Annotated in this window: 25 protein-coding genes; 13 read left to right on the plus strand and 12 right to left on the minus strand. The window is 46.7% G+C overall.

The annotated features are described in order from the left end of the window. Positions 1-4: 4 nt before the first annotated feature. Positions 5-2,017 (minus strand): M1 family metallopeptidase, encoded by a 2,013-nt coding sequence (locus ACUUJN_RS00550; protein WP_075153526.1) that lies wholly within the window; start codon positions 2,015-2,017, stop codon positions 5-7. A gap of 124 nt (positions 2,018-2,141) precedes the next feature. On the opposite strand from ACUUJN_RS00550, the gene ACUUJN_RS00555 reads away from it, so the two are divergent. Together ACUUJN_RS00555 and ACUUJN_RS00560 are read left to right on the plus strand one after the other, a co-directional pair. Next, positions 2,142-2,648 (plus strand): YwhD family protein, encoded by a 507-nt coding sequence (locus ACUUJN_RS00555; RefSeq protein WP_028542596.1) that lies wholly within the window; start codon positions 2,142-2,144, stop codon positions 2,646-2,648. A 170-nt stretch (positions 2,649-2,818) separates the two neighbouring features. Then, positions 2,819-3,370, plus strand: a complete 552-nt coding sequence (locus ACUUJN_RS00560) for an NAD(P)H-dependent oxidoreductase (RefSeq protein WP_028542595.1) — start codon at positions 2,819-2,821, stop codon at positions 3,368-3,370. Between the two features lie 9 nt (positions 3,371-3,379). On the opposite strand, the gene ACUUJN_RS00565 is transcribed toward ACUUJN_RS00560, so the two are convergent. Beyond that, positions 3,380-3,739: a winged helix-turn-helix transcriptional regulator gene (locus ACUUJN_RS00565; protein WP_025723772.1), complete on the minus strand. Its 360-nt coding sequence runs from the start codon at positions 3,737-3,739 to the stop codon at positions 3,380-3,382. A 304-nt stretch (positions 3,740-4,043) separates the two neighbouring features. On the opposite strand from ACUUJN_RS00565, the gene ACUUJN_RS00570 reads away from it, so the two are divergent. Beyond that, the gene (locus ACUUJN_RS00570) at positions 4,044-4,550 is read left to right on the plus strand and encodes a PTS sugar transporter subunit IIA (protein ID WP_025723771.1); all 507 of its coding nucleotides are present in this window, start codon (positions 4,044-4,046) and stop codon (positions 4,548-4,550) included. 99 nt (positions 4,551-4,649) lie between these two features. Here ACUUJN_RS00570 and ACUUJN_RS00575 read toward each other — a convergent pair whose 3' ends face one another. Beyond that, entirely contained in the window at positions 4,650-5,399 is a 750-nt protein-coding gene (locus ACUUJN_RS00575) for an MBL fold metallo-hydrolase (protein ID WP_053324346.1), read from the minus strand. Positions 5,400-5,541: 142 nt separating this feature from the next. On the opposite strand from ACUUJN_RS00575, the gene ACUUJN_RS00580 reads away from it, so the two are divergent. Further along, positions 5,542-6,087: a histidine phosphatase family protein gene (locus tag ACUUJN_RS00580; RefSeq protein ID WP_028542593.1), complete on the plus strand. Its 546-nt coding sequence runs from the start codon at positions 5,542-5,544 to the stop codon at positions 6,085-6,087. A gap of 61 nt (positions 6,088-6,148) precedes the next feature. After that, a complete protein-coding gene (locus ACUUJN_RS00585) occupies positions 6,149-6,499 on the plus strand; it encodes a YunG family protein (RefSeq protein WP_484669144.1) in 351 nt (116 codons plus the stop codon). Between the two features lie 315 nt (positions 6,500-6,814). Here the strand turns inward: ACUUJN_RS00585 and ACUUJN_RS00590 are convergent, their stop codons facing one another. Continuing rightward, positions 6,815-7,627, minus strand: a complete 813-nt coding sequence (locus ACUUJN_RS00590; protein WP_053324349.1) for a pentapeptide repeat-containing protein — start codon at positions 7,625-7,627, stop codon at positions 6,815-6,817. A gap of 118 nt (positions 7,628-7,745) precedes the next feature. Beyond that, the gene (locus ACUUJN_RS00595; RefSeq protein WP_484669145.1) at positions 7,746-8,138 is read right to left on the minus strand and encodes a VOC family protein; all 393 of its coding nucleotides are present in this window, start codon (positions 8,136-8,138) and stop codon (positions 7,746-7,748) included. Between the two features lie 124 nt (positions 8,139-8,262). On the opposite strand from ACUUJN_RS00595, the gene ACUUJN_RS00600 reads away from it, so the two are divergent. Beyond that, positions 8,263-9,312 carry a hypothetical protein gene (locus ACUUJN_RS00600; protein ID WP_430182489.1) on the plus strand — a complete coding sequence of 350 codons (1,050 nt, stop codon included), beginning with the start codon at positions 8,263-8,265 and terminating at the stop codon, positions 9,310-9,312. 135 nt (positions 9,313-9,447) lie between these two features. Further along, positions 9,448-9,915, plus strand: a complete 468-nt coding sequence (locus ACUUJN_RS00605; protein ID WP_484669146.1) for a transporter — start codon at positions 9,448-9,450, stop codon at positions 9,913-9,915. A 143-nt stretch (positions 9,916-10,058) separates the two neighbouring features. Here the strand turns inward: ACUUJN_RS00605 and ACUUJN_RS00610 are convergent, their stop codons facing one another. Next, entirely contained in the window at positions 10,059-12,116 is a 2,058-nt protein-coding gene (locus ACUUJN_RS00610; RefSeq protein WP_484669727.1) for a transglycosylase domain-containing protein, read from the minus strand. Positions 12,117-12,398: 282 nt separating this feature from the next. Here ACUUJN_RS00610 and speE point away from each other — a divergent pair, with 282 nt between their 5' ends. Together speE and ACUUJN_RS00620 are read left to right on the plus strand one after the other, a co-directional pair. Next, positions 12,399-13,226 carry a polyamine aminopropyltransferase gene (gene speE, locus ACUUJN_RS00615; RefSeq protein WP_053324352.1) on the plus strand — a complete coding sequence of 276 codons (828 nt, stop codon included), beginning with the start codon at positions 12,399-12,401 and terminating at the stop codon, positions 13,224-13,226. Between the two features lie 269 nt (positions 13,227-13,495). Further along, positions 13,496-14,788 (plus strand): MFS transporter, encoded by a 1,293-nt coding sequence (locus ACUUJN_RS00620; protein WP_053324353.1) that lies wholly within the window; start codon positions 13,496-13,498, stop codon positions 14,786-14,788. A 214-nt stretch (positions 14,789-15,002) separates the two neighbouring features. Here the strand turns inward: ACUUJN_RS00620 and ACUUJN_RS00625 are convergent, their stop codons facing one another. The 4 genes from ACUUJN_RS00625 to ACUUJN_RS00640 all read right to left on the minus strand — a co-directional run bounded on the left by ACUUJN_RS00625 (position 15,003) and on the right by ACUUJN_RS00640 (position 19,611). Next, positions 15,003-15,584, minus strand: coding sequence for an LOG family protein (locus ACUUJN_RS00625; RefSeq protein WP_076265412.1), 582 nt, complete (start codon positions 15,582-15,584; stop codon positions 15,003-15,005). A gap of 13 nt (positions 15,585-15,597) precedes the next feature. Continuing rightward, the gene (locus ACUUJN_RS00630; RefSeq protein ID WP_025718465.1) at positions 15,598-15,912 is read right to left on the minus strand and encodes a MazG nucleotide pyrophosphohydrolase domain-containing protein; all 315 of its coding nucleotides are present in this window, start codon (positions 15,910-15,912) and stop codon (positions 15,598-15,600) included. A gap of 208 nt (positions 15,913-16,120) precedes the next feature. Beyond that, positions 16,121-17,860: an ABC transporter ATP-binding protein gene (locus tag ACUUJN_RS00635; protein ID WP_484669147.1), complete on the minus strand. Its 1,740-nt coding sequence runs from the start codon at positions 17,858-17,860 to the stop codon at positions 16,121-16,123. After that, a complete protein-coding gene (locus ACUUJN_RS00640) occupies positions 17,857-19,611 on the minus strand; it encodes an ABC transporter ATP-binding protein (RefSeq protein ID WP_484669148.1) in 1,755 nt (584 codons plus the stop codon). The genes ACUUJN_RS00635 and ACUUJN_RS00640 overlap by 4 nt, the downstream gene beginning before the upstream one ends. A 153-nt stretch (positions 19,612-19,764) precedes the next feature. On the opposite strand from ACUUJN_RS00640, the gene ACUUJN_RS00645 reads away from it, so the two are divergent. The 3 genes from ACUUJN_RS00645 (at position 19,765) to argS (ending at position 22,864) form a co-directional block, all read left to right on the plus strand. Beyond that, positions 19,765-20,655, plus strand: coding sequence for a LysR family transcriptional regulator (locus ACUUJN_RS00645; RefSeq protein ID WP_068939376.1), 891 nt, complete (start codon positions 19,765-19,767; stop codon positions 20,653-20,655). A gap of 92 nt (positions 20,656-20,747) precedes the next feature. Then, positions 20,748-21,179 carry a YwiB family protein gene (locus ACUUJN_RS00650; protein ID WP_484669149.1) on the plus strand — a complete coding sequence of 144 codons (432 nt, stop codon included), beginning with the start codon at positions 20,748-20,750 and terminating at the stop codon, positions 21,177-21,179. Positions 21,180-21,184: 5 nt separating this feature from the next. After that, on the plus strand, positions 21,185-22,864 hold the full coding sequence (argS, locus tag ACUUJN_RS00655) for an arginine--tRNA ligase (protein WP_484669150.1): 1,680 nt from the start codon (positions 21,185-21,187) through the stop codon (positions 22,862-22,864). A gap of 111 nt (positions 22,865-22,975) precedes the next feature. On the opposite strand, the gene ACUUJN_RS00660 is transcribed toward argS, so the two are convergent. Next, entirely contained in the window at positions 22,976-23,836 is an 861-nt protein-coding gene (locus tag ACUUJN_RS00660; RefSeq protein WP_484669151.1) for a hypothetical protein, read from the minus strand. Positions 23,837-23,962: 126 nt separating this feature from the next. After that, complete coding sequence (locus ACUUJN_RS00665) at positions 23,963-24,856, minus strand: LysR family transcriptional regulator (protein ID WP_075153535.1); 894 nt, start codon at positions 24,854-24,856, stop codon at positions 23,963-23,965. Positions 24,857-25,058: 202 nt separating this feature from the next. Between ACUUJN_RS00665 and ACUUJN_RS00670 the strand changes: the two genes are divergently transcribed. Then, on the plus strand, positions 25,059-26,057 hold the full coding sequence (locus ACUUJN_RS00670; RefSeq protein WP_484669152.1) for an ABC transporter ATP-binding protein: 999 nt from the start codon (positions 25,059-25,061) through the stop codon (positions 26,055-26,057). The last annotated feature ends 4 nt before the right edge of the window (positions 26,058-26,061 follow it).

The following is a 26,061-nucleotide window of genomic DNA, read 5'->3' on the forward strand; positions in this document are numbered from 1 at the left end:
CACCTCACCATGACAGACTTCCAAGCAGTGTTTCTAACAGCTTGGTTACACTTACATTCCAACGGGTTTGTTGCTTTTCGTCCAATTCGGCTTTTAGGCTATTGTTAATGTGCTTGTTCTCCAGTGCAATGGTATATAGAGGATCAAGGGTTACATAGGAAACGGGAGAAGTACTTTTGATCCGAAAAGTTGTGCTTTTGCCCGCGCCGTCCCAAGCCTTGAATATCGTGGTACCATCCTTGAAGGTAAATTGGACAGGGATCTTGGGATAATCCGCCCCTTTTTTGCTGACCGTCACGACTGCTTCATATCCATTCTCCAGCTTGTGGTTCGTGATATGATCCACCGAAAAGTCCGCCATCTGGCCGTCATATACATACTGTTCAAAATAGTGGCTCCATGAGCGTCCGGTGGCTCTCTCCACGATACGTTGAAAATCCTGGGAGGATGGATGCTTGAATCGGTACGTCTGGACGTAGGTCCGCATAATCCGATCCATTTTTTTCATACCCACCTGACGTTCAATGCCCCGTAGTACCAGCTTGCCTCGAGAGTAGGCGTTTTGCGCGTACTCAGCAGCCGAGCCGTACTTCCATGACTCGCGGTTTAGCGGCTGTGGGGAGGCTATCTGTCCCGATTGTAATGGCAAGTTGGGGGTAAGCCCATATTCTTGCTCCATAAGCCGCTCCTCTGCATAGGAGGTGAAGCCTTCATCCAGCCACGGCTCCTCAAATTCGTTATTGGCTACCATTCCGTAGAAATATTGATGTCCAATCTCATGAACTAATGTTCGTTCCAGACTATAGCCAGGATTTAGATTACCCGCAGCAGCGGCTGTGATGAGTGTCGGATACTCCATACCGCCGGCTCCATTGCCTGATTTGGGTGGAACCACGATGGATAGGGTGGAATATGGATAAGGCCCGTACCATTTGCTGTAGTACGAAAGAGCGGCCTTCGCTGCGCTCATATAGCGCCCTTTGAGCTCCTTGTGCGACGGGTCAAGGTAGAGCTTGATTTTGACACCAGGGACTTCAGCAGAAGAAAAGGGTTCTTCTACGGTTACAAAGTTGGGTGAAGCGGACCAGGCAAAATCGTGTACATCATCGGCATAAAATTGATATATTTTTTGGCCGTTCTGTCGGACGGCACCACGGGTGGGAAATCCGGTCGCTGCTACGATATGAGTTTCAGGCACCCGAATCCTTACGCTGTAAATTCCAAAATCGGCATAAAACTCGGAGTTACCATGATACTGGTGGAGGTTCCAGCCCTCTTCGGCGCGTCCACGCTGCCCTGCAGTCTCGTAGACGCTGAGCTTCGGGAACCACTGTCCTGCCATTACAAAATCATCTGTCGCACCCATACGAGCGAAGATGGCGGGCAGTTTTACCTCAAACTTCATATATAATGTGATTTCTTCGCCACCTCGTACCGGCTTGGGTAGACGCACCTTCATGAGCGAACGGTCGCCTGCGTTACCGTCATCTGGCTGCACATATTGGATGCGGTGCATGAGAGATAAACCGTCTTCTGTTTTTAGTTCAGTCAGCGTCATGGAGCCAAAGCCGTCTTTGGGCATGGTGTCTCCGCGCAGCTTTCCACCGGATTCCTTCATAAAGGTGGTTTCCATGGAAGAGAAGGCATTCGGGTATAGATGAAGATACAGATCATTCACGGTTTTCTTGCCCGGATGCCTCCAGGTCAGTGTCTCAGTGCCTCGCAAAACCTGTCCTTTTTCCAGAGACACATCAATGTGGTACTCTACCACCCGTTTGCTGAGGATTTCTGTAGCGGGCTGTGGAGGGTTCTTGGGCAGGTCAGGCAGGATGTTTGCCCCTAGAGGCTTGCCCATATTTGGGGCAAGCGCAGACTCAGACAGGGAGCCGTATAGTGGTTGGCCTATGGACTGCGGGTCTGATTGCGATTGGGGCTGCCAGGCAAACCATAACGTCCCTGCGAGGAGACCGAGGGCTAGTGTAGACAATAAAACGATTTTAGTGCGTGCTGGGGTCATACAATGGATACCTCCCGTTGACAAGCATCTACAGCATGTATATGTTTGCTTTCAGGAGATTATTAGTTAAAATATTTATAGTGTAGAATGAGTGTGAAGACGGAAAATGGAGGTCTAGTGACGCATGAGTGAAAATCAGCCGGACGGCAAAAAACAGATTGCACTGAACATTGTCAGTGGCAAGAGTAAACATAAGGGTTTCGGCGCAGGCTCAATCGACCTGAACAGCATGTCCCCGGTCATCATTGACCGAGGAGAAGCGAAAATTGATATCGGTGCCATGCATGCCAAAAGTAAAGTAGAACGTGGTATCAAGTTCTCTACGAATAAAGAGGATGTACCGAATGGACGGCAGGTATGGCTCGTATGGGTAGCCGTGGATCGTACGCCCGAAGGACGTATGTACGGCGGCGCCACCGCCTGCGAGATGCTGATTGACGACGAAGCCAAACGCGGCTGGAAAATCCTCGCCGATCACGTCAACCGTATGGATTACGCGCTCAAGCGTCGTTTCATGCTGGATGATCTCGGCAGCGAAGATAGAGCAGCGCTTAAAAGCCTGCTAATTTCGCATAACGAGGAATGGTGGGACGCTTCGCCTGAGGAATTGAAGCAGGCGCTGGAAGGATAGGCCCAGCGTTAACGCAGTAAAAAAAGCAGCCACTTCTGTGGGCTGCTTTTTTTATTTATCTGAGTTGACACTAACCTTTTAGTAAGTAGTTGTCCTGAAAGTGCATACTTACATATTTGTAGCGCTCACTTTATACTCAAAAATAAATAATACTTAAGGAGGACAATTCTTTGAAAACTCTTGTTATCGTTACACATCCAAGCATCGAGGCATCTGTCATAAATAGGCGATGGGTAGAAGAACTCAAGAAATATCCAGAAAAGTATACTATCCACGAATTGCATAAGGTTTACCCTGACGGGAACATTGATGTGGAAAAAGAGCAGCACTTCATTGAATCACATAGCAATCTCATTTTACAGTTCCCAGTTTATTGGTTTAACAGTCCGCCTCTCCTTAAAAAATGGCTTGACGATGTTTTTGTTTATGGCTGGGCTCATGGTTCAAATGGAGGTGACAAATTAAAGAATCGTAAGGTTGCTTTAGCAGTATCTGCCGGAAGTAAAAAAGAAGATTATAGTGAAGAAGGAAGATATCGCCATACACTTGAGCAGCTATTATCTCCTTTTGAAACAACCTTCCTATATTGCAATGCAGATTATCGTTCGTTCTTTGCGTTTTATGGTACAGAAAAAGAGTCTGGCGAAAATGAGATTGGTACGTCCGAAAGCGAATTGGAGAAAAGCGCACGAGATTATTTGAATTTTATTGACAGCCTGTAATAGGAATGTCTATTGCTGTCCGTCCTCCAGAGCTGGCAAACCATTTTCCTCTCCCCACTCGCACATCATATTTAATAATGGAATGAGAGAAAGGCCACGTTTAGATAGTGAATATTCAACTTTTGGAGGGATCTGGGGAAATTCCTTGCGTATGATAAGGCCATCTGCCTCTAGCTCTTTTAACATGATGCTTAGTGTTTTGAAGGAAATGGTACCGATACTTCGCTTCAGCTCGTTATGTCGCATAACCTTATTTTCAAAAAGCCAATATATAATGATCATTTTATATTTACCGCTTATTAAGGACAACGTATATCCAAAGCCAGTGTCTTTTAGGACCACGCCAGACGGAACACAGGGTTCACTCATAAATTACACTCTCCTTTAGGTAAGTATATAATATGAATGTGCATACTTTACAACTGATCATTATGCAATTTTAGTGAAAGGATGTAAAGTATGCTCGCTATAAAATGTTTCTGTATCTTTAAATGGAGTGATTCTAGAAACGGAGAGGAGCATCTTGACATCCTGGAAAGGCATTCACTATAATTCAGATAGAAATCGCTTCCACTCCTCTTTTTATTCATTTTGTGGAACCGGTTCCTTGAAAGATGTAGTTAAGTCCTATTCACTGTTTATGAATGTAATCTCTAAATAAGGTGGCATCGTTATGTTTAAATGGTTGAAAAAGAAGGCGGCTCCTCGTATTGAAGAATTCGACATGGTAGCACCAATCAAAGGAAAAGTGGTTTCCCTTGAAGAGGTTCCAGATCCTGCGTTCTCTACGAAGGCTATGGGGGAAGGCATCGCTATTCATCCGACTGAAGGTAAAGTGACTGCTCCTTTTACGGGTAAAGTCGTCCACGTGATGGAGAAAAGTAAGCATGCTCTGATCATTGAGCATGAATCTGGTGTACAAATTTTGATACATGTCGGGATTAATACAGTTTCCCTCAAAGGACAAGGGTTTAACCCTCACGTTCAAACAGGAGATAACATTAAAGCAGGGCAATTACTGATGGAGTTTGATCTAGACGCGATTCAACAGGGGGGATTGCCTGTAATTACTCCGGTAATCGTGCCAGACGGGCAAGAGATGATCAGCCATGTGGAAATCTTGGAAGGAACATCTGCCTCTTCAGAAGTACCCGTATTAAGAGTCCACTTAAAAGCCTAGTTCTCATTCAGAAAAGACTAACCAGGAATTCCTGGTTAGTCTTTTCTTTAGATGATTATCTGATCGGTCAAGGATCGGGTATGACCATGTAATCAAAAGCTAGGATTCACATATTTCAGATATCCGCTGATTACAATTGCCTTCGTACAGCCCTCCATGAAAGCAGATCACTTTTTTAATATCATAAGGCAGCAGGTTTTTAAGAGATTCTTTGGCCATATTGAAATCACAGCAGTATTGCGGGTCTGGAGCCAATAATTTGCTGCTTACTACGCGTAGGGCATCTCCTGCAATCAGGGTTTGACTGGATTTATGATAGAAACTTAGGTGTCCTGGTGTATGACCAGCAGTATCTATAACTACGATCCCCCCACAGAAGGACAATTCCTCTCCGGCAACGATGATGGAGTTTACAATAGCCTTTGGGGGATTTTCAAGTGTACGCCGGAATGCATGTCTCCATTCTACCGGAACGGATTCGGGCATGGAGCTTACAGCTTGATCTATTGCTTCTGGAGTCAGCTTTATAAGCTGTTTTTCTCCTTGTATATAAGGCCTTTCGATAGAACTGGCTAATACTTGAACTGGGGATGAGGAAGCCCGGATTATATCTGTTAAACTGCCGATATGATCAAGATCCTGGTGTGTTATTAATATGGAGGTAAGTTTATGGATTGCTAATCCGGTGTCTAGAATAGCCTCATGTAAAAGTGAGAGTTGCCCGGGGTAAGTCGTATCGACTAAAATCATGTTATCTTCGTCCCACATTAAAGTGGGGTGAATACTCTCTATACTTCCCATGATGTTAGCAGAAACCTGGAGTATGTGTATTCCCTTGTCTAATTGCATCGAATCCCTCCCATAAGAGTTGATGTAATACAAAGGAATCGTATCATGAAATCAAAATATGTAAACAAATATTATAACATAAAAATAATTATTTGTAAATATGCAGAATTTTAAATTTGTGTGACAGTTAAGGAGTGATGACGTGAAGAAAATTTATTTTGTCAGACATGCCCAAGCAACCGGACAGGAACCAGATGCCCGACTCACCGATGAAGGTACCCGGCAAGCTGAGCAGTTGGCTGATTTTATGGAGAATGTAGGTGTGGAATATATTGTGTCCAGTCCATGGAAACGGGCCGTGCGAACCATTCAGCCCTTGGCTGAGCGTAGACAGTTGCAGGTATATACTGATCTACGTCTTCAGGAACGTGTATTAAGCGGTGAGCATCTGGATCATTGGCTGGACGTGCTGGAGCAGACGTATTTGGACGAGGACTTGAAGCTGGAGGGAGGAGAATCATCTCGTGAAGCAGCAGATCGAGGAATCCAGCTTGTCCAGGAGCTTATAGAGCGGGCGGAAAAAACGGTTATCATTGTAACTCATGGAGCTTTACTATCTCTTCTCATTCGACATTACGATCCGCAGTTTGGTTTTGAGGAGTGGAAAAAACTTTCGAATCCAGACATATATTTGCTAGAACTGAAAGAAGCAGAAGCCAAGATTCATAGAGTGTGGAATACGGGTTGAAATAAATAAAGCACGTTCACCATAAGTGCAGAATGGAATCGAAAGGGGAGGCGCATGTTGAATGCAAACCGTTTTTTTAGAATTAGAAAAGGCGTTGTTTCAAGCTTGGTCTTTGGAGTCTAGCTCTAAATGGATAGCAAATAATCCTGCGGCTGGACAATGTGGTGTCACAGCGCTTGTCGTTCAGGACAGGCTTGGCGGCGATATTTTGAGGACATGGCTGGATAGTGGTTGGCACTATTACAACCGCATTGGTGAGGACGTTGTAGATTTTACGAGGTCGCAATTTTCAATCCCTCCACAGTATCAGGATGTATACTCCAACCGGGAGGAGGCTTTTTCGGACACCAATGCAGAGCAGTATACAGCTTTAAGTCGGAGATTAGGGGGATTTCTGAACGAAGAAGAATAAGGGGATTTAAATCTGGATGCAGTCATAAAGACGTGATTTTTGAACCTGATCCAATGGAAGGTACTTTTTGTTGCCAAATATACATTAAAGAGCTGAGTAATCAGTAAAATTTTTGAAGATAAAAGCTGTATTTACGTTATAAAATGAGCTATACTGAGGTAAGAATAGTAAAGGAGTCGTGCGCTAACACGACTCCAGTATACAACCACTGCTTAAAGAGCAGTCGGCAGTAGGGTCCAACAATAGACCGTTACCTTGGATCGGGGCGGTCTATTTCTTTTTCATGTAGGTAAGCAATGTTTCTTTAGAAAAAAACTAATGCAGCCAATGACCGGGAATGCTTAGAGAAGGGGGCAGTTTGGTTTTACAATTGCCCTTAGCCGAATTTAATTGCGCTTGTGTAAGGAAAATACTTCCTTCCAGATTAGCTCCACTTAAATCAGCGTCTCTAAAATCCGCACCGATAAGGTCCGTCATTCTCATATCGGCTTCTCGGAGGTCAGCAGCAATAAGTAAAACTCCTCTCAAATTGGCACCCCTAAGATTGGCGCCTCTCAAATTTGCCCCGATAAGGTCTCTACTCCTGATTTTTTTATTATATTTATTGCGCTCTAAGTTTTTCTTACCTTTTTCTCGTACTAACTCACTTGTTTGTAAAAGTAAATCATTGACTAACGCCCTATGGGTTGGTACATGAAGATTTATGAGGGATTTTGGATCTTGATCCGTAAGCTGCTCGGTTTTCGCCATAGCTTTTTGTAAGTCTGTATAGATGGGGTGAGTTTCTTTTAAGTTAAGGGCTTCATTTAGGTAATAAAGCATTTCATGAAGCTGTTGCATGATGGGAAATATACTGAACATTTCCTCAGCTATTGCCGGGTCGTCTCGCCAGCTTTTTCCGTTGTATGTAACTTGGGAAATTTTTTGACCTGCTCCAAAGCAATCATATACCGTACAGCCTCGCAAGCCGTTGTTTCTTAGATTCTTATGAATATCACAACGATAATCCGCATTTAGGTTTTGACAAGGAGTTCCTCCATCCTTATTAAAAGCAAAATCAGCTGATTTTGCATAAGGCAAGGCTACACAGCATAAACCAAAACATTGTTCACAATTTGCACTATACAATAAACGCACATCCTTTTACTGGCACCTATTAAATATAATATTACCAAAAAAAGATGGAGCATGGTCTATTTTTTTTTCATAGACTTCTAGAGTCTGCTGGATCGTTTAGAGAAGAAATTTAGTCTTTTGCCAGGTTCAATTGCCATGAGACTCCGTATTTATCTTCAACCCACCCAAATTGTTGGCTTACGGGAGAGGCTTCAAGGGGCATTAGAACTCGGCCTTCCTGAGATAGCTGGTCAAACACGCTATGGATTTCTTCTTCCGAATCACAAGTGACGAATAGAGATAGAGCTGGGGTAAAAGGGTGTTTGTCCTGATGGTTATAGTCTATAGCCATAAAAGTCTGCCCTTTGAGGTTGAATACGGCATGTAACACGGTCCCATCTTCCTGATGAAAAATGCTCATAATACCAGACGGCTTAAATACAGAGGTATAATATTGCATGGCTTCTTCTGCTTGACCTGAGAACATGAAAAATGTTGTAATTTTTGGACTGGAATCTTGCATGAGATCAACTCCCTAGACTGGATCGTAGATGATAACATCTTTCCTCTTTTTTAATAGAAATATTCAACAGTGGAGAAGTGCTTCATAAAGAAAGGTATGCAAACATGGGAAAGGGGAAAACAGGATGATGGACGCGACAGCAGGGCTTATTGATATGTTCAGCTCAGGCAAGAAGCTGGACGCCAGCATCATTTCCGCTTATACGGATGTGGTTGTCCAATATGGGACCATGGAGGATGCTTGGGAGTTATACAGGCTTTTTGTAGAAGATCCCCATCATTATATCCGGGGGTTACTCCTCCAGCCGATCATGAGATGCGGGGATGTTACTTTGGCGCAGGATATGTACGAGCGTTACGTTCAAAATCAGGCATCCCCAGAACATATACCTGACGGTGTGCTGTATGTGCTAGGTTATTTGGGTTATGTGGAGGCTGCTGCTGATCTTGTCGCTTTGGTGAATGGGCCATATGGAGTTGCGTCTGTGGATGCCTGTTTGGGACTGGTACATCTTCCATGCGAACCGTATCGTGAACAACTGGCGGCTGAATTGGAAAAAGTGTTGGATCAGAATTTGTTTAATGAATTATTACCTCTGTTAAGCTTTAAATGCACTACTGAAGATATGATTCCGCGATTGGTACATTGGGGAGAGCAACATGCTTCCGTAGACTGTAATGCAGGAATTATTGCTGGAATAGCATTGTTTGGAGAAGGGCAGAAGGATACGATTCGCTCTATCCTGTGGAATCCGTTTTGGGAGGCTCATGGAACGGCTACAGGCAGTTGTGTGTGGTCTTATTTTGCTATGCAGCATGTAGGGCTAACCTTTAGGGAGCTCGTTCAGGATATAAAAAGCTACGATGCATCCAAAGAAGATGTACAGGCATTGGAATACCGTTTGGACGTGCTATATGAGATGTTGGAACTCAAGCTAAGCTATACAGCCCGACCGATCCGGTTCGCTCGCAGCAATGAGGAATCATTTGGTCAGCTATATAGCGATTTGTTTAGCTGGTCTAACGAACATCACGATGACTCTATTATAGGCTGGATGAATGAACAGTTGGGGGTTGAGCACCGACTGCTGGAACGGTATTATGAGCTAAGGAAACGAGTCGAGATTAAAATGGTGCATGAAATTGAGCTGGAGCATGTTCAGAAAGGGAGTTAATCGTAACAGGAAATAAGAATTTTTGATGTAAAAGGACGAAATAGCGGAGTTTGGCGGCGATATGGGGATTCGCCCAGTCCGCGGGCTGATGTCCCGCATAGGATACATCAGCCTAGAACACAAGGAGTGAAACACATGTCTTTACTGCCACAAGTTCCTTTCGGAACGCAACCGGGTACTCCGGGTCCATTCACGCCGTCAGGTCCTTCGATTCCACAATTTCCTGATATGCAGGATTCCTTCCCATCTCCGATAGGTCCGCCACCAGGCCCAGGGCCATTTTCGCCACAGCCGTTCTCACCGCCGCCGCAGGGGCCATTCGGTCCGCAAGGTGGGCAGCAAACTCAAGCACCAACTTCCCCACCACCGCAATTTACGCCACCGAAGCCGCTGGTTTCGGCCTATGCGGTTGACCCTGGAGCCATTTTCGGTTGTTTGTTCCGCAACACGTTTGTATGGCTGACGAACGGGGAGCGTTTCTGGATGTACCCTGTCTTTGTAGGCAGGACATCCGTAGCGGGTTTCCGGTGGAGTGGTCGTTTTTGGTTTTATTATGGTGTAGACACTAACCGTATTGAGTCGTTTAGCTGTTATTGGTTATAGCGCAGCTTTAGGGAAGAGCGGGGCTTAACGGGATGATGGCTGATGGCACTGGCAAGAGAGGTAAATAGGTAAATGAGGTAAGTGAAGCGAAAATAAAAAGACTGAGAGAGCGCTCATCGCGTTCTCCCAGTCTTTTTTTGCTATTAATCCATCCACCAACGCTTAAAATTGCCCCACCACGATTTCTTTTCGGCTTGTCGCTCCGCTTGGTCAGTTGGCGTTGCTGCCGGTGGGTTATCTTGCCCCGACAGCGTATCCTTTGGCTCCGTGCCGCTGACGAATACCTCCAGCCGCTTGTCCGGGCTGTCCGATGCAGCCAGCTTGCCGCTGGCCGGATCAATATAAGCGCTGACTACGCCGTCAGGGATAGGGAAGATTTTGGGCGGCACATTCTCCAGCGCTTTCTCCGTATATTGCGCAAAAATCGGAGCCGCCCGTCGGGCATCCTGTGTGCTGATGGCCTTGCCCTTGTCGTAGCCGACCCAGACAGCGGTGGACAGCTCGGGGGTAAAGCCGACCATCCACGCATCGGTGTTGGTCGTGCCGCTCTTGCCGGCGACCGGGCGCTTGATCAGCTTCGCGACCCGGTTGCCGGTGCCGCCTTCTTCAAACACGCCTTCCATGAGGCGTGTGAGGACGTAGGCGGAGGCGGGCTTCACCACCTGCACGGGCGCGGCTTGGGGCGCTTCGTACAGCGACCGCCCGGCCGCATCGGTGATGCGCAGCACTGCCACCGGAGCCACCTTTTGCCCGCCGCTGCCGATGACCGAGAAGGCCGAGGCCATCTCGAACGGGCTGACGGGCGACACGCCCAGCGCCAGCGAAGGTACGGGCTTGAGCTCGCTTGTAATGCCCATTTTGCTGGCGAGGTCCATGACCTTATCCGTTCCCACCTTCAAAATGGTGCTAACGGCATAGATATTATCGGACGCCGCAATTGCGCGCCGAAGATCTATTTCGCCCAAATATTTATCTCCAAAATTTTTGGGCTTATAGGTCTTGCGGTTGTTATCGTAGTGGAACAATGTCGGTCGGCTTTCGAACTTGGACGTACTCGTCAATTCGCCGGAATCCAGCGCGCTCAGATACATAATCGGCTTGAAAGCGGAGCCTGGCTGCCGGGTTGTGGCCAGCGCATGATTATATTGATTCCCGACATAGTTCGTTCCACCGACCATGGCCTTGACATGTCCGTTGCGCGGGTCCATGGAGATTAACGCGGTTTCCAGTCCGTTGCTGCTCTTCATGCCCTCGTTTACAGCCGCCTCGGCTGCTTGCTGCATGTGCATGTCCAGCGTGGTATAAATGCTCAGGCCACCATGCTCAAGCACCCCTTCGCTAATCCCAAGCTGATGAGTCGCCAGTTGGCGGATGTAATCGCGGAACCAGGGAGCGGCTTCCACTGTCCGGCGCTGGCTCTCGGGCCGCAGGGCCAGCATTTCCTCATAGGCCTTGGTGGCTTCGGCCGGAGTAATTTTGCCGGTGAGCGCCATGGAGTCCAGTACAATTTTCTGCCGATCCTTTGCATTTTTCATATGATTATACGGTGAATAGTAGGTCGGTCCTTTCGGAATACCTGCTAACAGGGCGCTTTCGGCCAAATCCAGATCCTTTGCGGATTTACCGAAATACATTTGCGAAGCCGCTTCAATGCCATAGGCGCCGTGACCATAGTAAATTTCGTTCAAATACATTTGCAGCAGCTCATTTTTGGTGTACTTCATTTCAAGCTGTGCGGTATAGATGGCCTCCTTGGCCTTGCGCGTCCACGTTTTCTCATGAGATAAGTACAGATTGCGTGCAAGCTGCTGAGTCAGCGTGCTGGCCCCTTGCGACATATCCCAGCGGGTCAGATTAACGATTACCGCCCGGCCCAGACCTTTGAAATCAAAGCCAAAATGATCGTAAAACTTCCGATCTTCCACAGCCAGGGTAGCTGCAATCAAATCGGGTGAAATGTGATCAAGCTGGACCGGAATGGATTCTTTGCCTCCAGCAGAGAAAGTGGCGATGACTTGTCCCTGACTATCTAGCAGACGTGAATTCCGATCCGTATCCGCGAGCGGAAGGCTGGTCGTGTACAAATAGGCGAGCAGGATGCAGGCGGCGATGACCGTCAGAATAGTGAGAGACATCAGTCCTTGAAAGCATCGAAGCCAAAGCGGTTTACGCTTGGGGGATTGCCCGGTCGTATCGGTCATCATGCCACCTCCTTCCATAGTTGATGTTCTCAGTATAGTCAATCCGAAAGCGTCTATTCATCAGATACACACACGTGTCTATTTTAAACAAGATTAAATCTCCAAATTGCTTTTGCAGTCCATTCAGGTATCACTTATAATGCAAAAAGTGTGAAATTCCAATGCGTTTGGTACAATAAATATAGCAAACTCGGCGTTTGCGTGTTGCTGATATAAGGAAAGTCAACGTTTATGCTACCGGATTGCCGGACACATACTTTGATCAGAAAGAAGGTTGGAATGATGGACTTGTGGTTTACGGAGAAGCAGACTCCCTCTTTCGGCATTACAGCAAAAATCAAACAAACCTACGTCTCTGAGAAAACAGATTTTCAGGATCTGGCTATGATCGAGACTGAGGAATTCGGCAATATGCTTGTTCTGGATGGCATGGTGATGACAACCGTTAAGGATGAATTTGTGTATCACGAAATGGTAGCACATCCGGCCTTGAATACACATCCGAATCCGAAAAAAGTTTTGGTTGTGGGCGGTGGCGATGGCGGCGTTATTCGTGAGGTTATCAAGCACCCTGAAGTGGAGAAGGCTGTATTGGTTGAGATCGACGGTAAGGTGATTGAATATTCCAAAAAATATTTGCCTGAAATCGCAGGAAAGCTGGACGAGCCTAATGTAGAAGTGCTGGTCAATGACGGATACATGCACATTATTGAACACAAAAATGAATACGACGTCATTATGGTCGATTCGACGGAGCCGGTAGGTCCGGCAGCCCCGCTGTTTGAGCGCGGGTTTTACCAAGGTATTTTTGAAGCGTTGAAGGAAGACGGCATTTTCGTTGCGCAAACGGATAATCCTTGGTTCAAGGCAGACCTGATTCAGAAGGTCAACAAAGATGTGAAGGAAATTTTCCCGATTGTGCGTGTGTATGGTGCGAACATTCCGACCTATCCGAGCGGTCTTTGGACATTCACGTTGGGTAGTAAGAAGTATGATCCGCTCGAAGTAGACGAGACCCGAATTCCAGAGATGGACACCCGATATTACAGTCCGCGTCTACACAAAGCGGCGTTTGTATTACCTAAATTTGTGGAAGATTTAACGAAGTAAACATTTTAAGAAGCGCCTTAGTGGTCTTTATTGCCTGTTTTTGGGTGAGAAAGAGCGCTATAGGCGCTTTTTTGTGTTGGATAAGATTTGGAAAAGGCTATGAAAGCATACTGGACACCGGATTTCCTTTTAAGATAAAAGAAGGAAATTTAAGGGTGTGCGTAGAATATACAAAAAACCAGACAATTAACAGATTTGTAATATCAACAAGGGAGGTTTGGTTATGGAAATGCATAAATTGGCGATGTACCAAAGAGGGGGAAACTTTTTTGATCAGACGCTCTTTTTATTACCTGTGGGGGTCTCAGACGATCTCCAACGTAGCAGATATCATCTACATGTTGAGTGTAGTGGTATTGGTGTTCAGTTCAAGTAATTCCTTAATGACGACTATTTTAATCCCGTTGTTCCGATTGTCTGCCCAAGTGCTTAGTGGGCTCGTTGCACCGATCGTCCTCGGCCGATTTCGGCTGACGCGCGTGTTGCTATTTTCCCAGTTTGGGCAGTTTGTCATCTTTACGCTGCTGCTGCTTTATTTGTGGATCGTACCGGAGCAGAGGTCGTTTCTATTTATTTTTGTGATGGTGTTTGGTATGTCTTTTCTGGATGGCTGGACGAATCCTGCGCGTAATGCGCTTGTACCCCGTTTGGCTACGGGTGAAGGACTGATGCGGGCCAACGGCATGGTAGCGGTCAGTGATCAGGTGGTCAGGTGTGCAGGCTGGGCGTTGAGCGGAATTATTGTGGCTTGGCTGGGTTCCCTGAATACGCTTGTGATCGCATCCGGTTGTTATCTCGTAGCTGTAACTGTCACGTCCTTCGTCCGCGATCCACTGGATCAGAAGGAATTAAGTCTTGAAGCTTCGGATTCCTCAACAAATCTAGTAGAACCTGCAAAGGGAAAGGAAAAAGGCTCCCATTGGAAAGAGCTTGGGGAAGGCTGGAAAATCATTTGGCACAACCGTCGTATTCGTTCTCTGATGATCGTCGATAGTGTGGATAGTATTGGGGGTGTCTCCTGGCTCGGCGTATTTATTTTGGCGTACGTCAGTCAAGTGCTGCATCGGGATGCAAGCTGGTGGGGCTTTATGAATGCGTCCTTTTTCTCGGGCACGATCTTGGGTGGATTGATTGTCGTTGGCTTGGTCAAGCGATTGCAAAAGAACAGCTTTTTGTACATGCTCGGAGCGTTACTGGTGTATGTACTGATTACAATTGTATTTGCGCTGAATACAATCCCCGTTGCTGCACTTATTCTTTTTGCTGTATCAGGCTTACCTGTTCAAATGGCTGGTATCATTCGCCGTACCTTGCTGCAAACCAGTGCACCGGCAGCCCAGCTGCCCAAAGTGATGGCGGGAATTGATGTGCTTACAAATCTCGCTTTCGGCCTGTCCTTGTTATTCATGGGCTGGTATGCAGACCGTTTTGGTATGGTGCAGGTGTATTTGTTGGCTGCGATTATGACGACCATTGCTATCTTGATCGGCTGGTTGTATCGCAGGGATTTTCAGGAAAGTGAGCAAATGGACCATCCAACCGCTACGGGCGCTGGGATTTAAAATTGGGGTTCTCGTTAGGCGTGACATCATTCATTGGATGACTACATAATTAAATGCAGTTGTAAAAGTGAACGTGACGATTGGGGAGAATAAAAGCCTGCAATTCTCCTCAATTTTACAGGAACACCACTGGAATAACGTTGACGGTGGTGTTCCTTTTATAACTATTAAATTAATTGGTATATCTGTTGAGCAGTATGTGCCATTCCTAATATCAGGTCCGTTTGCTCGAGAGGTATGTTTTGACGGCAGGAGGAGTGTAATTTGTAAATTGCCGTAGGATTCCTTGCGGAGTAGTATCCGTAATTACCATCGCACGATATTTTTCCTGCATAAATTGTTCCTCAGCCATACGATCAAACAAGGAAATAAGAGGATCGTAATAATGGTTAATGTTTAAAAGACCGCATGGCTTTTCATGCAAGCCTAATTGCGCCCATGTGAAGATTTCAAAGTATTCTTCCATTGTACCTGGGCCACCTGGTAAAACAATGAATCCGTCCGCAATCTCTGCCATTTTAGATTTTCGTTCGTGCATGGAATCAACAATGATTAATTCGCTCAGGCCATTATGTGCAATTTCACGGCTTTGCAAAAAGTGAGGGAGCACACCGATGACGCAACCTCCTGCATGAAGTGCCGCGTCAGCCACTGCACCCATTAAACCAACACTTGCTCCTCCATAAACCAGGCTTATTTCCTGTTCGGCAAGTGCCTTGCCCAGAGCAACAGCATGCTCTCGATAAATCTCAGACGCTCCATTACTGGAACCGCAAAAAACAGCAATGCTTTTCATATGAGATTCTCCTTTATGTATATCTTTTTGCAAGTTTTTGCTGGTGTGTTCGAAATATATCCTCCAAGGTGATGTCATACTTGTTGGCGATCACGATGAGATTACCCAGTACGTCTCCAAGTTCTTCAGTTAAATGGTCCTTGTTCTCCTCGAATGAACCATCGATCTCATCAGGCCGGTCTCTGCCGATCTCCAGGGCGCGAATAGCTCTCGCAACCTCCCCGGTTTCCTCTGCCAAGAAACCAATTCGGACAAAGATATCCAAATCAGACCAGTTTCTCTCCTGATAATATTGCTTGACCCACTTTTGAAATTCATTAATATCCATATTCAGCCTCCCAACTGGAACCCATGCATAGGTGTTGGCTATACACAAACCATAAGGTTTAGATGAAACAGAAACATTTGTTCGTGTTTTATTATATAATAAGGGGGGGATTTATCAAAGAAAAATTTAAAAAGCCGTTTGCTTAAAAAGCAACCGACTTTTTAAAAGAACGTTGACCTTAATGATGCGACCGTATCCGGTCAGTCTTTTAAGCCGTAGTGAACTGGCTGTTATAGAGCGAGGCATAATGGCCGCCGCTGGCAAGAAGTCCCTCATGGGTACCACTTTCGACGACATCGCCGTTTTTCATGTATAAAATTAAATCCGCTTCGCGGATGGTCGATAGTCTGTGGGCGATCACAAAGCTGGTGCGTCCGGCAATCATTTTCATAAATGCTTTTTGGATACGCGCTTCTGTCAGGGTGTCTATGCTGCTGGTCGCTTCATCCAGAATCAGCATAGGTGGATCGACGAGGATCACCCTCGCGATAGTGAGCAGCTGCTTTTGGCCTTGCGACAGGCTATCGCCCGATCCGCTGATGACCGTATCGTAGCCATGAGGCAGTCGTTTGATGAAGCTATGCGCATTGGCAGCTGTTGCAGCCGCGATGACTTCTTCGTCTGTAGCCTCCGGCTTCCCGTAAGCGATATTGTCCCGAATGGTCCCGCTGAACAGCCAAGTATCTTGAAGTACCATACCAAAGTTAGTCCGCAGGCTGTCCCGGCTCATGTCGTTGATATTCACCCCGTCGATGGATATCGAGCCGCTGTCCACATCGTAAAACCGCATGAGCAGATTGACGAGTGTGGTTTTACCAGCTCCGGTCTGCCCGACAATGGCCACACGAGTGCCTGGCTTAACCTCCAGACTAAAGTTCGTAATGAGCGTACGTTCCGGGTTATAGGAGAATTTGACATGATCAAAAAGAATCGTGCCTTTGCTGCGCTCCAGCTGTACGGCGTTCGATTTTTCCGACTGCTCAGGCGGTGAGTCTAAAATCGAAAATATGCGCTGAGCAGAAGCCGTAGCTGCCTGGAACTGGGTCAGCACACCCGTAATTTCATTAAAGGGCTTGGCGAACAAATTGGTATAAATTAGAAAGCTCGACAATCCGCCTACCGAGATCACGCCCAAAATGATGGAGATACAGCCAATCATGGCGGTGACTGAAAAAGTCATGTTGTTCACCAATCGGGTGGAGGGGTTGGACAATGATCCGTAAAACTGCGATTTCACCCCGGCTTGATACAATTGTCCGTTTCTGGCGGAAAATTCCTCAAGCGAGCGGTTTTCATAATGAAAAGCGGTAACTACCCGTTGTCCGCCGATCATTTCTTCGACGTAACCGTTCAGGCTTCCTAAAATTTTGGCCTGTTCGCGGAACATACGCTGCGACCTTGTAGTAATGAACCGTGCCACGCCATATGTGATCGGGGCAGACACCAATACGACCAACGTCATGATCGGACTGATATACAGCATGAGTACAATGGAGCCTATAATCGTAATAATCCCGGTAATCAATGTGGAAAAGCCTTGCAGCAATCCATCTGACACAGCATCCATATCGTTCACAAAACGGCTAATGCTGTCTCCTTGCGGATGAGTGTCATGAAAGCTTAACGGAAGGATATTAAAATGATCAAATAACTCCCGCCGCATATCATTTACAGTCTGAAAAGCAATCCGGTTCGTCAAATACGTGAGCAGCCAGCTAAATAGACTGCCTACAACATATACAATGCCTAATCCAGCTAGAATCTGCGCAATACCTTTAAAATCCACTGCTCCCTTATCCACCATGTGGTCGATAGCTTGACCAATCATGTAGGGTCCGATCAGACTGGCAAGCACGCTGAGAAACGCACTGACGATGACCAAAAATGTTGTTTTTTTATATCGACCCACATAGGTTAACAATCTTCTCCAGGTTTCCTTGCCACTCATTGGTCTACCTCCTGCGTTGAGAGCTGGGAATGATTAATTTCCTGATACACATCTGAGCTGCTCATCAACTGTTCATGTGTGCCGATACCGACAATCCGCCCCTCATCAAACACAATTATTTTATCAGCATGCTGTACGCTGCTTACTCGTTGCGAGACCAGCAGGACGGTCATGCTGGTGCTATTTTCCCGTAGCGATTTACGGAGGGCGGCATCAGTAGCAAAATCAAGTGCGCTTGAGGAGTCATCCAAAATGAGAATTTGCGGATTGCCGACAATAGCTCTGGCAATGGTAAGTCGCTGCTTTTGTCCTCCCGACAGATTAAGGCCCCCTCGGGTGATCGGAGCATCGAATTTCTCCGGCAAGTTGGAAATGAACTCATCTGCTTGCGCGATTGCTGCGGCTTGAGCGACTTCCTCATCGGTGGCGTGTTCATGCCCCCAACGGATATTATCCGCTATAGTTCCAGTGAACAGCAGCGCCTTCTGAGGAACAATACCGATTTTCTGCCGCAATTGCGCAAGCTTATACTGCCGTACGTCAATGCCATCAACCTCTATACGACCTTCTACTACATCATAGAAGCGGGGAATGAGATTCACGAAGGTGGATTTCCCCGAACCTGTTCCTCCGATGATGCCGACCGTTTCACCGGGATAGATGTTTACCACTACATCGCTAATTGCCAGTTGCCCTGTCGTATTGTATCCAAAGGAAACATGATCAAAAGAGATGGCTGGTACAGCGCCATGCTCAGTTGTTCCCTCCCTGTCTATAGGTGTAGAAGTAGCAGCAGTGTCGGAAATCGAAGCTTGCGTGTCTAGGACCTCCTGAATCCGCGCTGCTGAAGTGGCAGCCTTGGTGAACAAAATAATTAAATTGGTCACCACAATCAGAGCCAGTAAAATTTGCGTAATGTAATTAATAAAGGCAATAATCTCCCCTTGTGTAAGAGATCCATATTGGATATGGATGCCGCCGATCCACAGGATTGCAATAATAGCTCCGTTCACCACCAGCAAGGTGGCAGGGCTTAGCAAAGCAGAAATACGTCCGACACGAATAGCGGTCTGAGTCAGGTCATCTGAAGCAGTGTTGAATTTAACTCGTTCAGCTCCTCTTTTGGCAAATGCGCGTATGACCCGTACGCCTGTAAGATTTTCGCTTAGCACCAGGGCGATTTTATCCAATTTTTTCTGATACCGACGATACAGTGGTGAAGCCTTCGTAATGACCACATATAGGATCAAAGCCAGAACTGGTGTAGCCGCCAACAGCACCAAAGCCAGGCGGAAATCCAGAATCATTGACATGATAATAGCCCCGATACAAATAAAAGGGGCACGAATGACCAGACGAATCAGCATCGCTACAGCCGTTTGAAGCTGATTGACATCATTCGTAATCCGGTTGATGAGCGAGGGCGTACCAAACTTATCGAGATCAGCATAAGAAAACGATGAGATATGCTTAAACATCGTGTTACGCAGTGTAGTTCCGAATCCTTGAGAGGCACGGGCTGCATAAAACTGACACACTAATGAACTGCCAAAGCCCAGTATAGTCATGAGTAACATCAAAAGACCCATCTGCCAAACATAATGGGTGTCTCCTTTACCTACGCCATGATTGATCATTAAAGCAACCATAGTAGGTAGCAATAGTTCCAAGATGGCCTCAATCAATTTAAACAGAGGCCCAAGAATCGTTTCCTTTTTATAAGGTTTCAAAAAAACAGCAAATTTCAGCAAATAAACCATCACCTAACCTAAATAATGTATATAGCCTCATGCCGCAATAGCATAACTGAATTTGATTATGGCACATCCCCAACCATATGAATAATATTTAATATATATTAGAGGTATAGGTTTTACATATATCAGTACCGGAGGTCCATAAGGATGGAATTGAGACATCTCAAGTATTTTTTGGCGATCGCAGAGGCCGGACAGATTACAGCGGCAGCCAAAAAGCTGCAAATCGCGCAGCCTCCTTTAAGTCAGCAGCTCATGCAGCTAGAGGAAGAGCTTGGTGTAAAGCTCGTGCATCGAGGCTCACGAAGTATCCAGTTGACGGAGGCCGGCATCATTTTACAGAACAGGGCCAAGCAGATATTGGAGCTGACAGATGCCACAACGAGAGAAATAAACGATTTTGCCTTGGGGATGAAGGGGACGCTCACCATTGGAACGGTCTCCTCTTCCGGCGCAGCCCTGATGAAAGACAGGCTTTCCGAATTTCATAAAACCTATGCGGGTGTAAAATTCGAAATTCATGAGGGAAATACCTTCATGATTCTCGATCTTTTGAACAAAGGAATTGTAGAGGTCGGTATCGTCAGAACCCCTTTTAATACCACCGATTTAGGGTGCAGATATGCGTCCTCCGAGCCGATGATAGCAGTGATGACAGAAGAACATGACTGGAACCCCGAACAGAAGACCATCCCGTTGTCTGATTTGAAAAATAGGCCGCTCATCGTATATCGCCGCTTTGAACAATTGATCCACGATACCTGTATGAAGCATGGCTTTGAGCCAAATTTCTTTTGCAAAAACGATGATGCTCGCACCACGCTTCACTGGGCTAATGAAGGACTAGGGATCGGTATGATTTCGCGGTCTGCGTTGTCACTCGGAAGCAATAACCAGTTAATCATTAAGGAAATTATGTGTGAAGAATTACATACGCGTGTGGCGGCTGTTTGGCTGAAGGATAAATACATGTCTTCTCTAGCCTCTCGATTCATTGAAAGTTTTAGCCAAGCATCCGATGAAGCTGACTTAAGGTAGCTAAATTTTTTGGATGAAAGCATCTTTTTGTAAAAACTCATTTGAATTGCAATCGGGAACTGGATATAGTAGTACAGTAGGATAGCAATAGAATGGAGTTTGAATACATGCCACATAATGCAAAGGTCCGAATCCGTCTTCATAGTCATCATGACGGAGAAGATGTGGTACAGGAACTTCCCGGAGAAGCGATCGTGCGTGGGAAGCATCTATATATAAGGTACGATGAGCCGCAAGAAAGTCCTGAGGGCGGTACGACACGGAACACAGTCAAAATCGGACCGGATGAGCTAAAGCTGATTCGTCACGGTGAGGTACAATCAGAGCAGTCGTTTGCGCTGGGACGCAGGTTGCCTGGATTTTACCGCTCGCCTTATTTAAACCTGAACATGTCTGCGCATACGCAGAAGCTCGATATTCGGATGGATGGATTCACCGGACATGTGAGCTGGACCTATGATCTGTACGTATTTGAGGATTTCTCGGGGCATTTTGCCATCAGTTTGCATATACAGGAGGAGTAATAATCATGACAAGCAATCCACTGGAACTTATTAATCAAAAGGTGACCTCAGCAATTGAGGCGGCGGTGCTGGCTACCGGAATCGTGAGCCGCGAAGAGCTGCCGACCATTACGCTGGAGGTACCGAAGGACAAGTCACACGGTGATTTGGCCACCAACGCCGCGATGCAGCTCACTCGCATTGCGAAGAAGAACCCACGGCAAATTGCTGAAGATTTGATCGCGAATATGGATTTAGCTTCTGCTTCTATTGAAAGTGCGGAAATCGCTGGACCGGGCTTTATTAACTTCCGCCTGAACAAGAGCTACCTTTATGCTGTTATTGGACAGGTGCAGGAGCAGGGGGCAGATTACGGGCGTATACAGGAAGGTGCGGGCAAAAAGGTGCAAATCGAGTTTGTCAGCGCCAATCCGACGGGTAGCCTTCACTTAGGTCATGCACGTGGTGCAGCCGTAGGGGATGCTCTTTGCAACGTGCTTGATTTTGCTGGATACAAAGTAACTCGTGAATACTACATTAATGATGCGGGTAACCAGATTTACAACATGAGCCGTTCTATTGAAGCGCGTTATTTGCAGGAGCTGGGACAGCCTGCGGAGATGCCGGAGGATGGTTACCATGGTGAGGATATCATCGGGTTTGCCAAGGAACTGGTGGCCGAAAAGGGAGATTCTCTGTTGTCTATGGAACCGGGAGATCGCGCTGCTTATTTCCGTGACTACGGTCTGGAAAAGGAACTGAACAAGATCAAGCGCGATCTGGAACTGTTCCGTGTACCTTTTGACTCCTGGTTCAGCGAAACATCGCTGTATGATAACGGTGAAGTGCTTAAAGCGCTGAACGAGCTGCGTGACCGTGAGGAGATTTACGAGAAGGACGGAGCTACATGGCTGAATACGACCAAGTACGGCGACGACAAAGACCGTGTCTTGATCAAAAATGACGGTACATACACGTACCTGACTCCAGATATCGCTTATCATCGCGATAAATATGCTCGTGGGTATGACACGATCATCAACATTTGGGGAGCGGATCACCACGGCTACATTCCACGGATGAAGGCAGCAATGGAAGCACTGGGCAATGACCCGGATAAGCTTAAAGTGCTGATTGCCCAAATGGTCAGCTTGTTCCAAAATGGAGAAAAGGTAAAAATGTCCAAACGTACCGGCAAGGCCGTGACGATGGAAGATCTGATGGAAGAAGTGGGTGTAGACGCGATTCGTTACTTCTTCACGATGCGCAGCATGGATTCGCACCTGGATTTTGACATGGATTTGGCGATTTCCACTTCCAATGAAAATCCAGTATTCTACGTGCAATATGCGCACGCACGTGCATGCAGCGTATATCGTCAAGCCGAAGAGCAAGGTATTGCTGTGCTGCCGTTGGCAGAAGTTGACTTGTCCAAGCTGACGGCTGAGCATGAATACGATCTGCTCCGCAAAATTGGCGAGCTGCCGGAAGAAGTATCGGTGGCGGCTGCAAACTTTGCGCCACACCGTATGATTCGCTATGTCTATGAGCTGGCTTCATTGTTCCACAGCTACTATAAGGCAGAGCGCGTCATCACAGAGGATGCTGCTCAAACGCAGGCACGCTTGGCATTGTTTGGTGCGGTGCGCACGACCATTGCCAACGTACTGAAGCTGGTGGGCGTGTCTGCACCGGAACGTATGTAAGCAAGCGACTTTAATATCATGACCTTGTAGTCATATAAATAATAATAAAAGGAACCGTTCGTATCACCCTCAACAGGGTGGCGCTTCGGTTCCTTTTTATGTTGGATTAGCTTAGTAGCGTTCCAGTACCAAATTCGTTTTCAGGGAATCGGCGGGAACCAGCCATCCTTTGGATTGCAGTAGGTTCATCAGCTTGGTGCGGTTGCTGGCGGCAACATTGTAATCCGAGGTTTTGAAGGAGATTTCGATAATATTTTCTGTACCTGATCCGTTTGCGCTGCGAATAGGCCATACTTCAACGTCGGCATCCAATCCCTGAAAGCTACCCTCGTATTTACTGACCTGTATAGGACCGTGTACTCTGGAGTTTGCCAAGGTTTGTTTACCCCAATTGCTGTTTTTCCAGTTTTGCAGCTTGCCCGGAAGATTATCCTGCAGTTGCTTTAATGCTTGATCTGGGGAAGGCAGAGCCAATCCTTTGGAGGCGTTTGTTTTCTTATCATTGGAAAAGCTTAGTGTTTGCTTGCTGTATCCCCAATCCACCTCAGCCTCATAATTATCATCAGATGCGCTGAACCCTTCTTTATTCGCTTGGGTGAGCGCAGCGTCGATATTTTCGTTTGTGACCGTATAGCGCTTTTTGTAGGTTAATTCATAATTCTTTTTGTCCTCTTTTTTACGAAATCTCACGTTCCAGCCCTCGTCATTCAATTGCAATGAATTTGTATCAAAATACTCGACGCTCAATCGTTGTGCATCTTCGCTAATTTGAAACTCGTTCACGATGCCACTTTTTAATGAGCCATCCGCATTGAGGACCTGAGCCGTATCCAGTAGCAGCTTCACCTCATAGCTTGGTGTGGCATTGGCGGCAGCTTGTACCGGCTCTGCTCCTTTCCATCCTGTTACGAGCAGCACTGCACTTAGAGTTACTACCGACATCAATTTGGTGATACGAAGGCCTGTTTTCATTTCATCCTCTCCTGTTCGTCCGAATAGGTTACACGCTACACTTTACGGGTGTATTGTCAGTCGTATGTCAAAGCAAGAGGGTACTCCGGTTAAAAAATTACATAATTTCTATATGACAGGTAAGATTTAATCTTGGTTCCATGAACAATATTCGGTGAATCTGTGAATGAGCGCCGAGCGATGGCGGTCTTTGTTGCTGACCATATAGATGTACCGCTCAACAGACTGCCCCGGAATAGGTCTTACAACCAGTAAGCCCCGCTCAACCTCTGACTGAACGGCAATGCGAGAGACAAAGGAGATGTGTTCTCCCAGCATAACCGCCTGTTTGATGGCTTCCAGTGAATCCAGCTCCAGATAGGAAGGAAGTCGCCGACTCCCACGCTCCAGCCATTTGTCGGTCACGTGGCGTGTGCTGGATTCCTTGCCATGTAATACGAAGGAGGAAGAAGCGATAAGCTCGGGTGTCAAATCGGTTTCGTTGGCGAGCGGATGAGTGGGTGAGCAGATGAGCATCAATTCATCTTCGCCCAAGGATTCGGAGAGTAGCGTTGGGGATTGAAACGGCTCTGCCGAAATGATGCCAAGGTCAATTTCGTGGCGAGCGAGCATGTCCTTGATCACGGGCGCTGTTTTCACGGACAAGGCGATGTGAATGCCCGGATGCTCACGGGCAAAGCGGTGCAGCACAGCAGGAAGCAGGTAGGTAGCGGGTACATAGCTTGCGCCAATACGTATACTTCCCCGCTGGAGCGTATCGAATTCGCGGACGACTCGCTCAGCTTCAGCAGCCAGTGCATTAATTTTAGTGGCATAGTGCAGCAGCGCATTTCCAGCATCCGTCAGGATGATTTTGCCCATACGTGTGTCAAACAGCTTTACTCCGAATTCACGCTCCAGATTTTTCATATGAAAAGTAACGGTGGGTTGCTTTAGGCCAAGAAGCTCGGCGACCGTGGTAATTTTATGGTGCTTATTCAGCAGCTCTACAATATGTAACTTTAGAAGACTTAAGTTCACTTAGAATGCCTCGCTTTCAGGTTAATCGAACAATCATGCCTACTTCTTTGGGGAGCAGCATCAATCCCCTCTATATAGATTAAATCTATGAGTGTTAACACAATTCATTGAAATAATTAATTTTGTTTTAACTTTCCAATAATACAGGTGGCGAATTCAAGTTTTACACTGGGGTCAGTCAGAAGAACAGGCAGGTAATGCGATGAATCAGGATCTATATATTCACGGATTAAGTAAAACCTTCAGCCAAATAACAGCGCTGCATGAGACGAATCTGGTAGTACGACGGGGCAAATTCACAACACTGCTCGGACCGTCCGGCTGTGGGAAAACAACGCTCTTGCGCTTGATTGCTGGTCTGGAGATACCGGATACTGGCACAATCACGATGGGAGAGGAAATTCTTTTTTCGGCAGAACGCAAAAAGGATATTCCCGCCCATCTCCGCCACTTTGGCATGGTCTTTCAGGATTTCGCGTTGTGGCCGCATATGACGGTGTTTGAAAATGTGGCCTTCGGCCTGCGTGCGGGCAAGCGTGGGAAAGGGTTCGCCAGCGCTCGAGACAAGGAACTGCGGACAGTGGTGCTGGAGGCGCTCGACATGGTCAGATTGTCAGGGATGGAGGATCGGTATCCTCATCAGCTGTCCGGTGGTCAGCAGCAGCGGGTTGCCTTTGCAAGAGCGGTTGCTATCCGGCCTCGACTTGTTTTGTTCGACGAGCCGCTCAGTGCGCTGGATGCGGTGCTACGGGAGGAGATGCGCATTGAGATGCTATCGCTTGTGCGCGATCTGGGGCTGACCGCCCTATATGTTACCCATGATCAGATCGAGGCCATGTCCATGTCTGATGAAGTAGTTGTTATGAAAAGTGGACATATTTTGCAGACCGGAACACCAGAGGTGATCTACGGTTGCCCAGCTCATCCAGAGGTGGCGAGGTTTATTGGCAAATCCAACTGGCTGGAGTCGGAACGGACACTATTCCGTCCTGAACATGTCCGTTGGGAACAGGAGCAAGCGGATCAGCATGCTTTTACAGTAGAGATCCTGCATGTCAGCTATGTCGGCGATCGTTATGAAATTCGTATACTAGCCGAGAACGGCGAGCAATGGACTGCATATCATTCCATCCGCTTGCCCATAGGTCAACAAATGCACATTTGGGTATCATCGCAACACATCCACCAACTTGAAGCATAGGGAA

It is taken from the genome of Paenibacillus sp. LRG-1 (assembly GCF_057220305.1).

Excerpts from the sequence above, each read along its gene's own strand:
- argS (WP_484669150.1), top strand. The coding sequence starts at position 21,185 with ATGACAAGCAATCCACTGGAACTTATTAATCAAAAGGTGACCTCAGCA.
- speE (WP_053324352.1), top strand. The coding sequence starts at position 12,399 with ATGGACTTGTGGTTTACGGAGAAGCAGACTCCCTCTTTCGGCATTACA.
- ACUUJN_RS00565 (WP_025723772.1), bottom strand. The coding sequence starts at position 3,739 with ATGAGTGAACCCTGTGTTCCGTCTGGCGTGGTCCTAAAAGACACTGGC.
- ACUUJN_RS00575 (WP_053324346.1), bottom strand. The coding sequence starts at position 5,399 with ATGCAATTAGACAAGGGAATACACATACTCCAGGTTTCTGCTAACATC.
- ACUUJN_RS00670 (WP_484669152.1), top strand. The coding sequence starts at position 25,059 with ATGAATCAGGATCTATATATTCACGGATTAAGTAAAACCTTCAGCCAA.
- ACUUJN_RS00630 (WP_025718465.1), bottom strand. The coding sequence starts at position 15,912 with ATGGATATTAATGAATTTCAAAAGTGGGTCAAGCAATATTATCAGGAG.
- ACUUJN_RS00625 (WP_076265412.1), bottom strand. The coding sequence starts at position 15,584 with ATGAAAAGCATTGCTGTTTTTTGCGGTTCCAGTAATGGAGCGTCTGAG.
- ACUUJN_RS00610 (WP_484669727.1), bottom strand. The coding sequence starts at position 12,116 with ATGACCGATACGACCGGGCAATCCCCCAAGCGTAAACCGCTTTGGCTT.
- ACUUJN_RS00550 (WP_075153526.1), bottom strand. The coding sequence starts at position 2,017 with ATGACCCCAGCACGCACTAAAATCGTTTTATTGTCTACACTAGCCCTC.
- ACUUJN_RS00660 (WP_484669151.1), bottom strand. The coding sequence starts at position 23,836 with ATGAAAACAGGCCTTCGTATCACCAAATTGATGTCGGTAGTAACTCTA.
- ACUUJN_RS00600 (WP_430182489.1), top strand. The coding sequence starts at position 8,263 with ATGATGGACGCGACAGCAGGGCTTATTGATATGTTCAGCTCAGGCAAG.
- ACUUJN_RS00570 (WP_025723771.1), top strand. The coding sequence starts at position 4,044 with ATGTTTAAATGGTTGAAAAAGAAGGCGGCTCCTCGTATTGAAGAATTC.
- ACUUJN_RS00555 (WP_028542596.1), top strand. The coding sequence starts at position 2,142 with ATGAGTGAAAATCAGCCGGACGGCAAAAAACAGATTGCACTGAACATT.
- ACUUJN_RS00585 (WP_484669144.1), top strand. The coding sequence starts at position 6,149 with ATGCAAACCGTTTTTTTAGAATTAGAAAAGGCGTTGTTTCAAGCTTGG.
- ACUUJN_RS00645 (WP_068939376.1), top strand. The coding sequence starts at position 19,765 with ATGGAATTGAGACATCTCAAGTATTTTTTGGCGATCGCAGAGGCCGGA.
- ACUUJN_RS00595 (WP_484669145.1), bottom strand. The coding sequence starts at position 8,138 with ATGCAAGATTCCAGTCCAAAAATTACAACATTTTTCATGTTCTCAGGT.
- ACUUJN_RS00635 (WP_484669147.1), bottom strand. The coding sequence starts at position 17,860 with ATGAGTGGCAAGGAAACCTGGAGAAGATTGTTAACCTATGTGGGTCGA.
- ACUUJN_RS00650 (WP_484669149.1), top strand. The coding sequence starts at position 20,748 with ATGGAGTTTGAATACATGCCACATAATGCAAAGGTCCGAATCCGTCTT.
- ACUUJN_RS00605 (WP_484669146.1), top strand. The coding sequence starts at position 9,448 with ATGTCTTTACTGCCACAAGTTCCTTTCGGAACGCAACCGGGTACTCCG.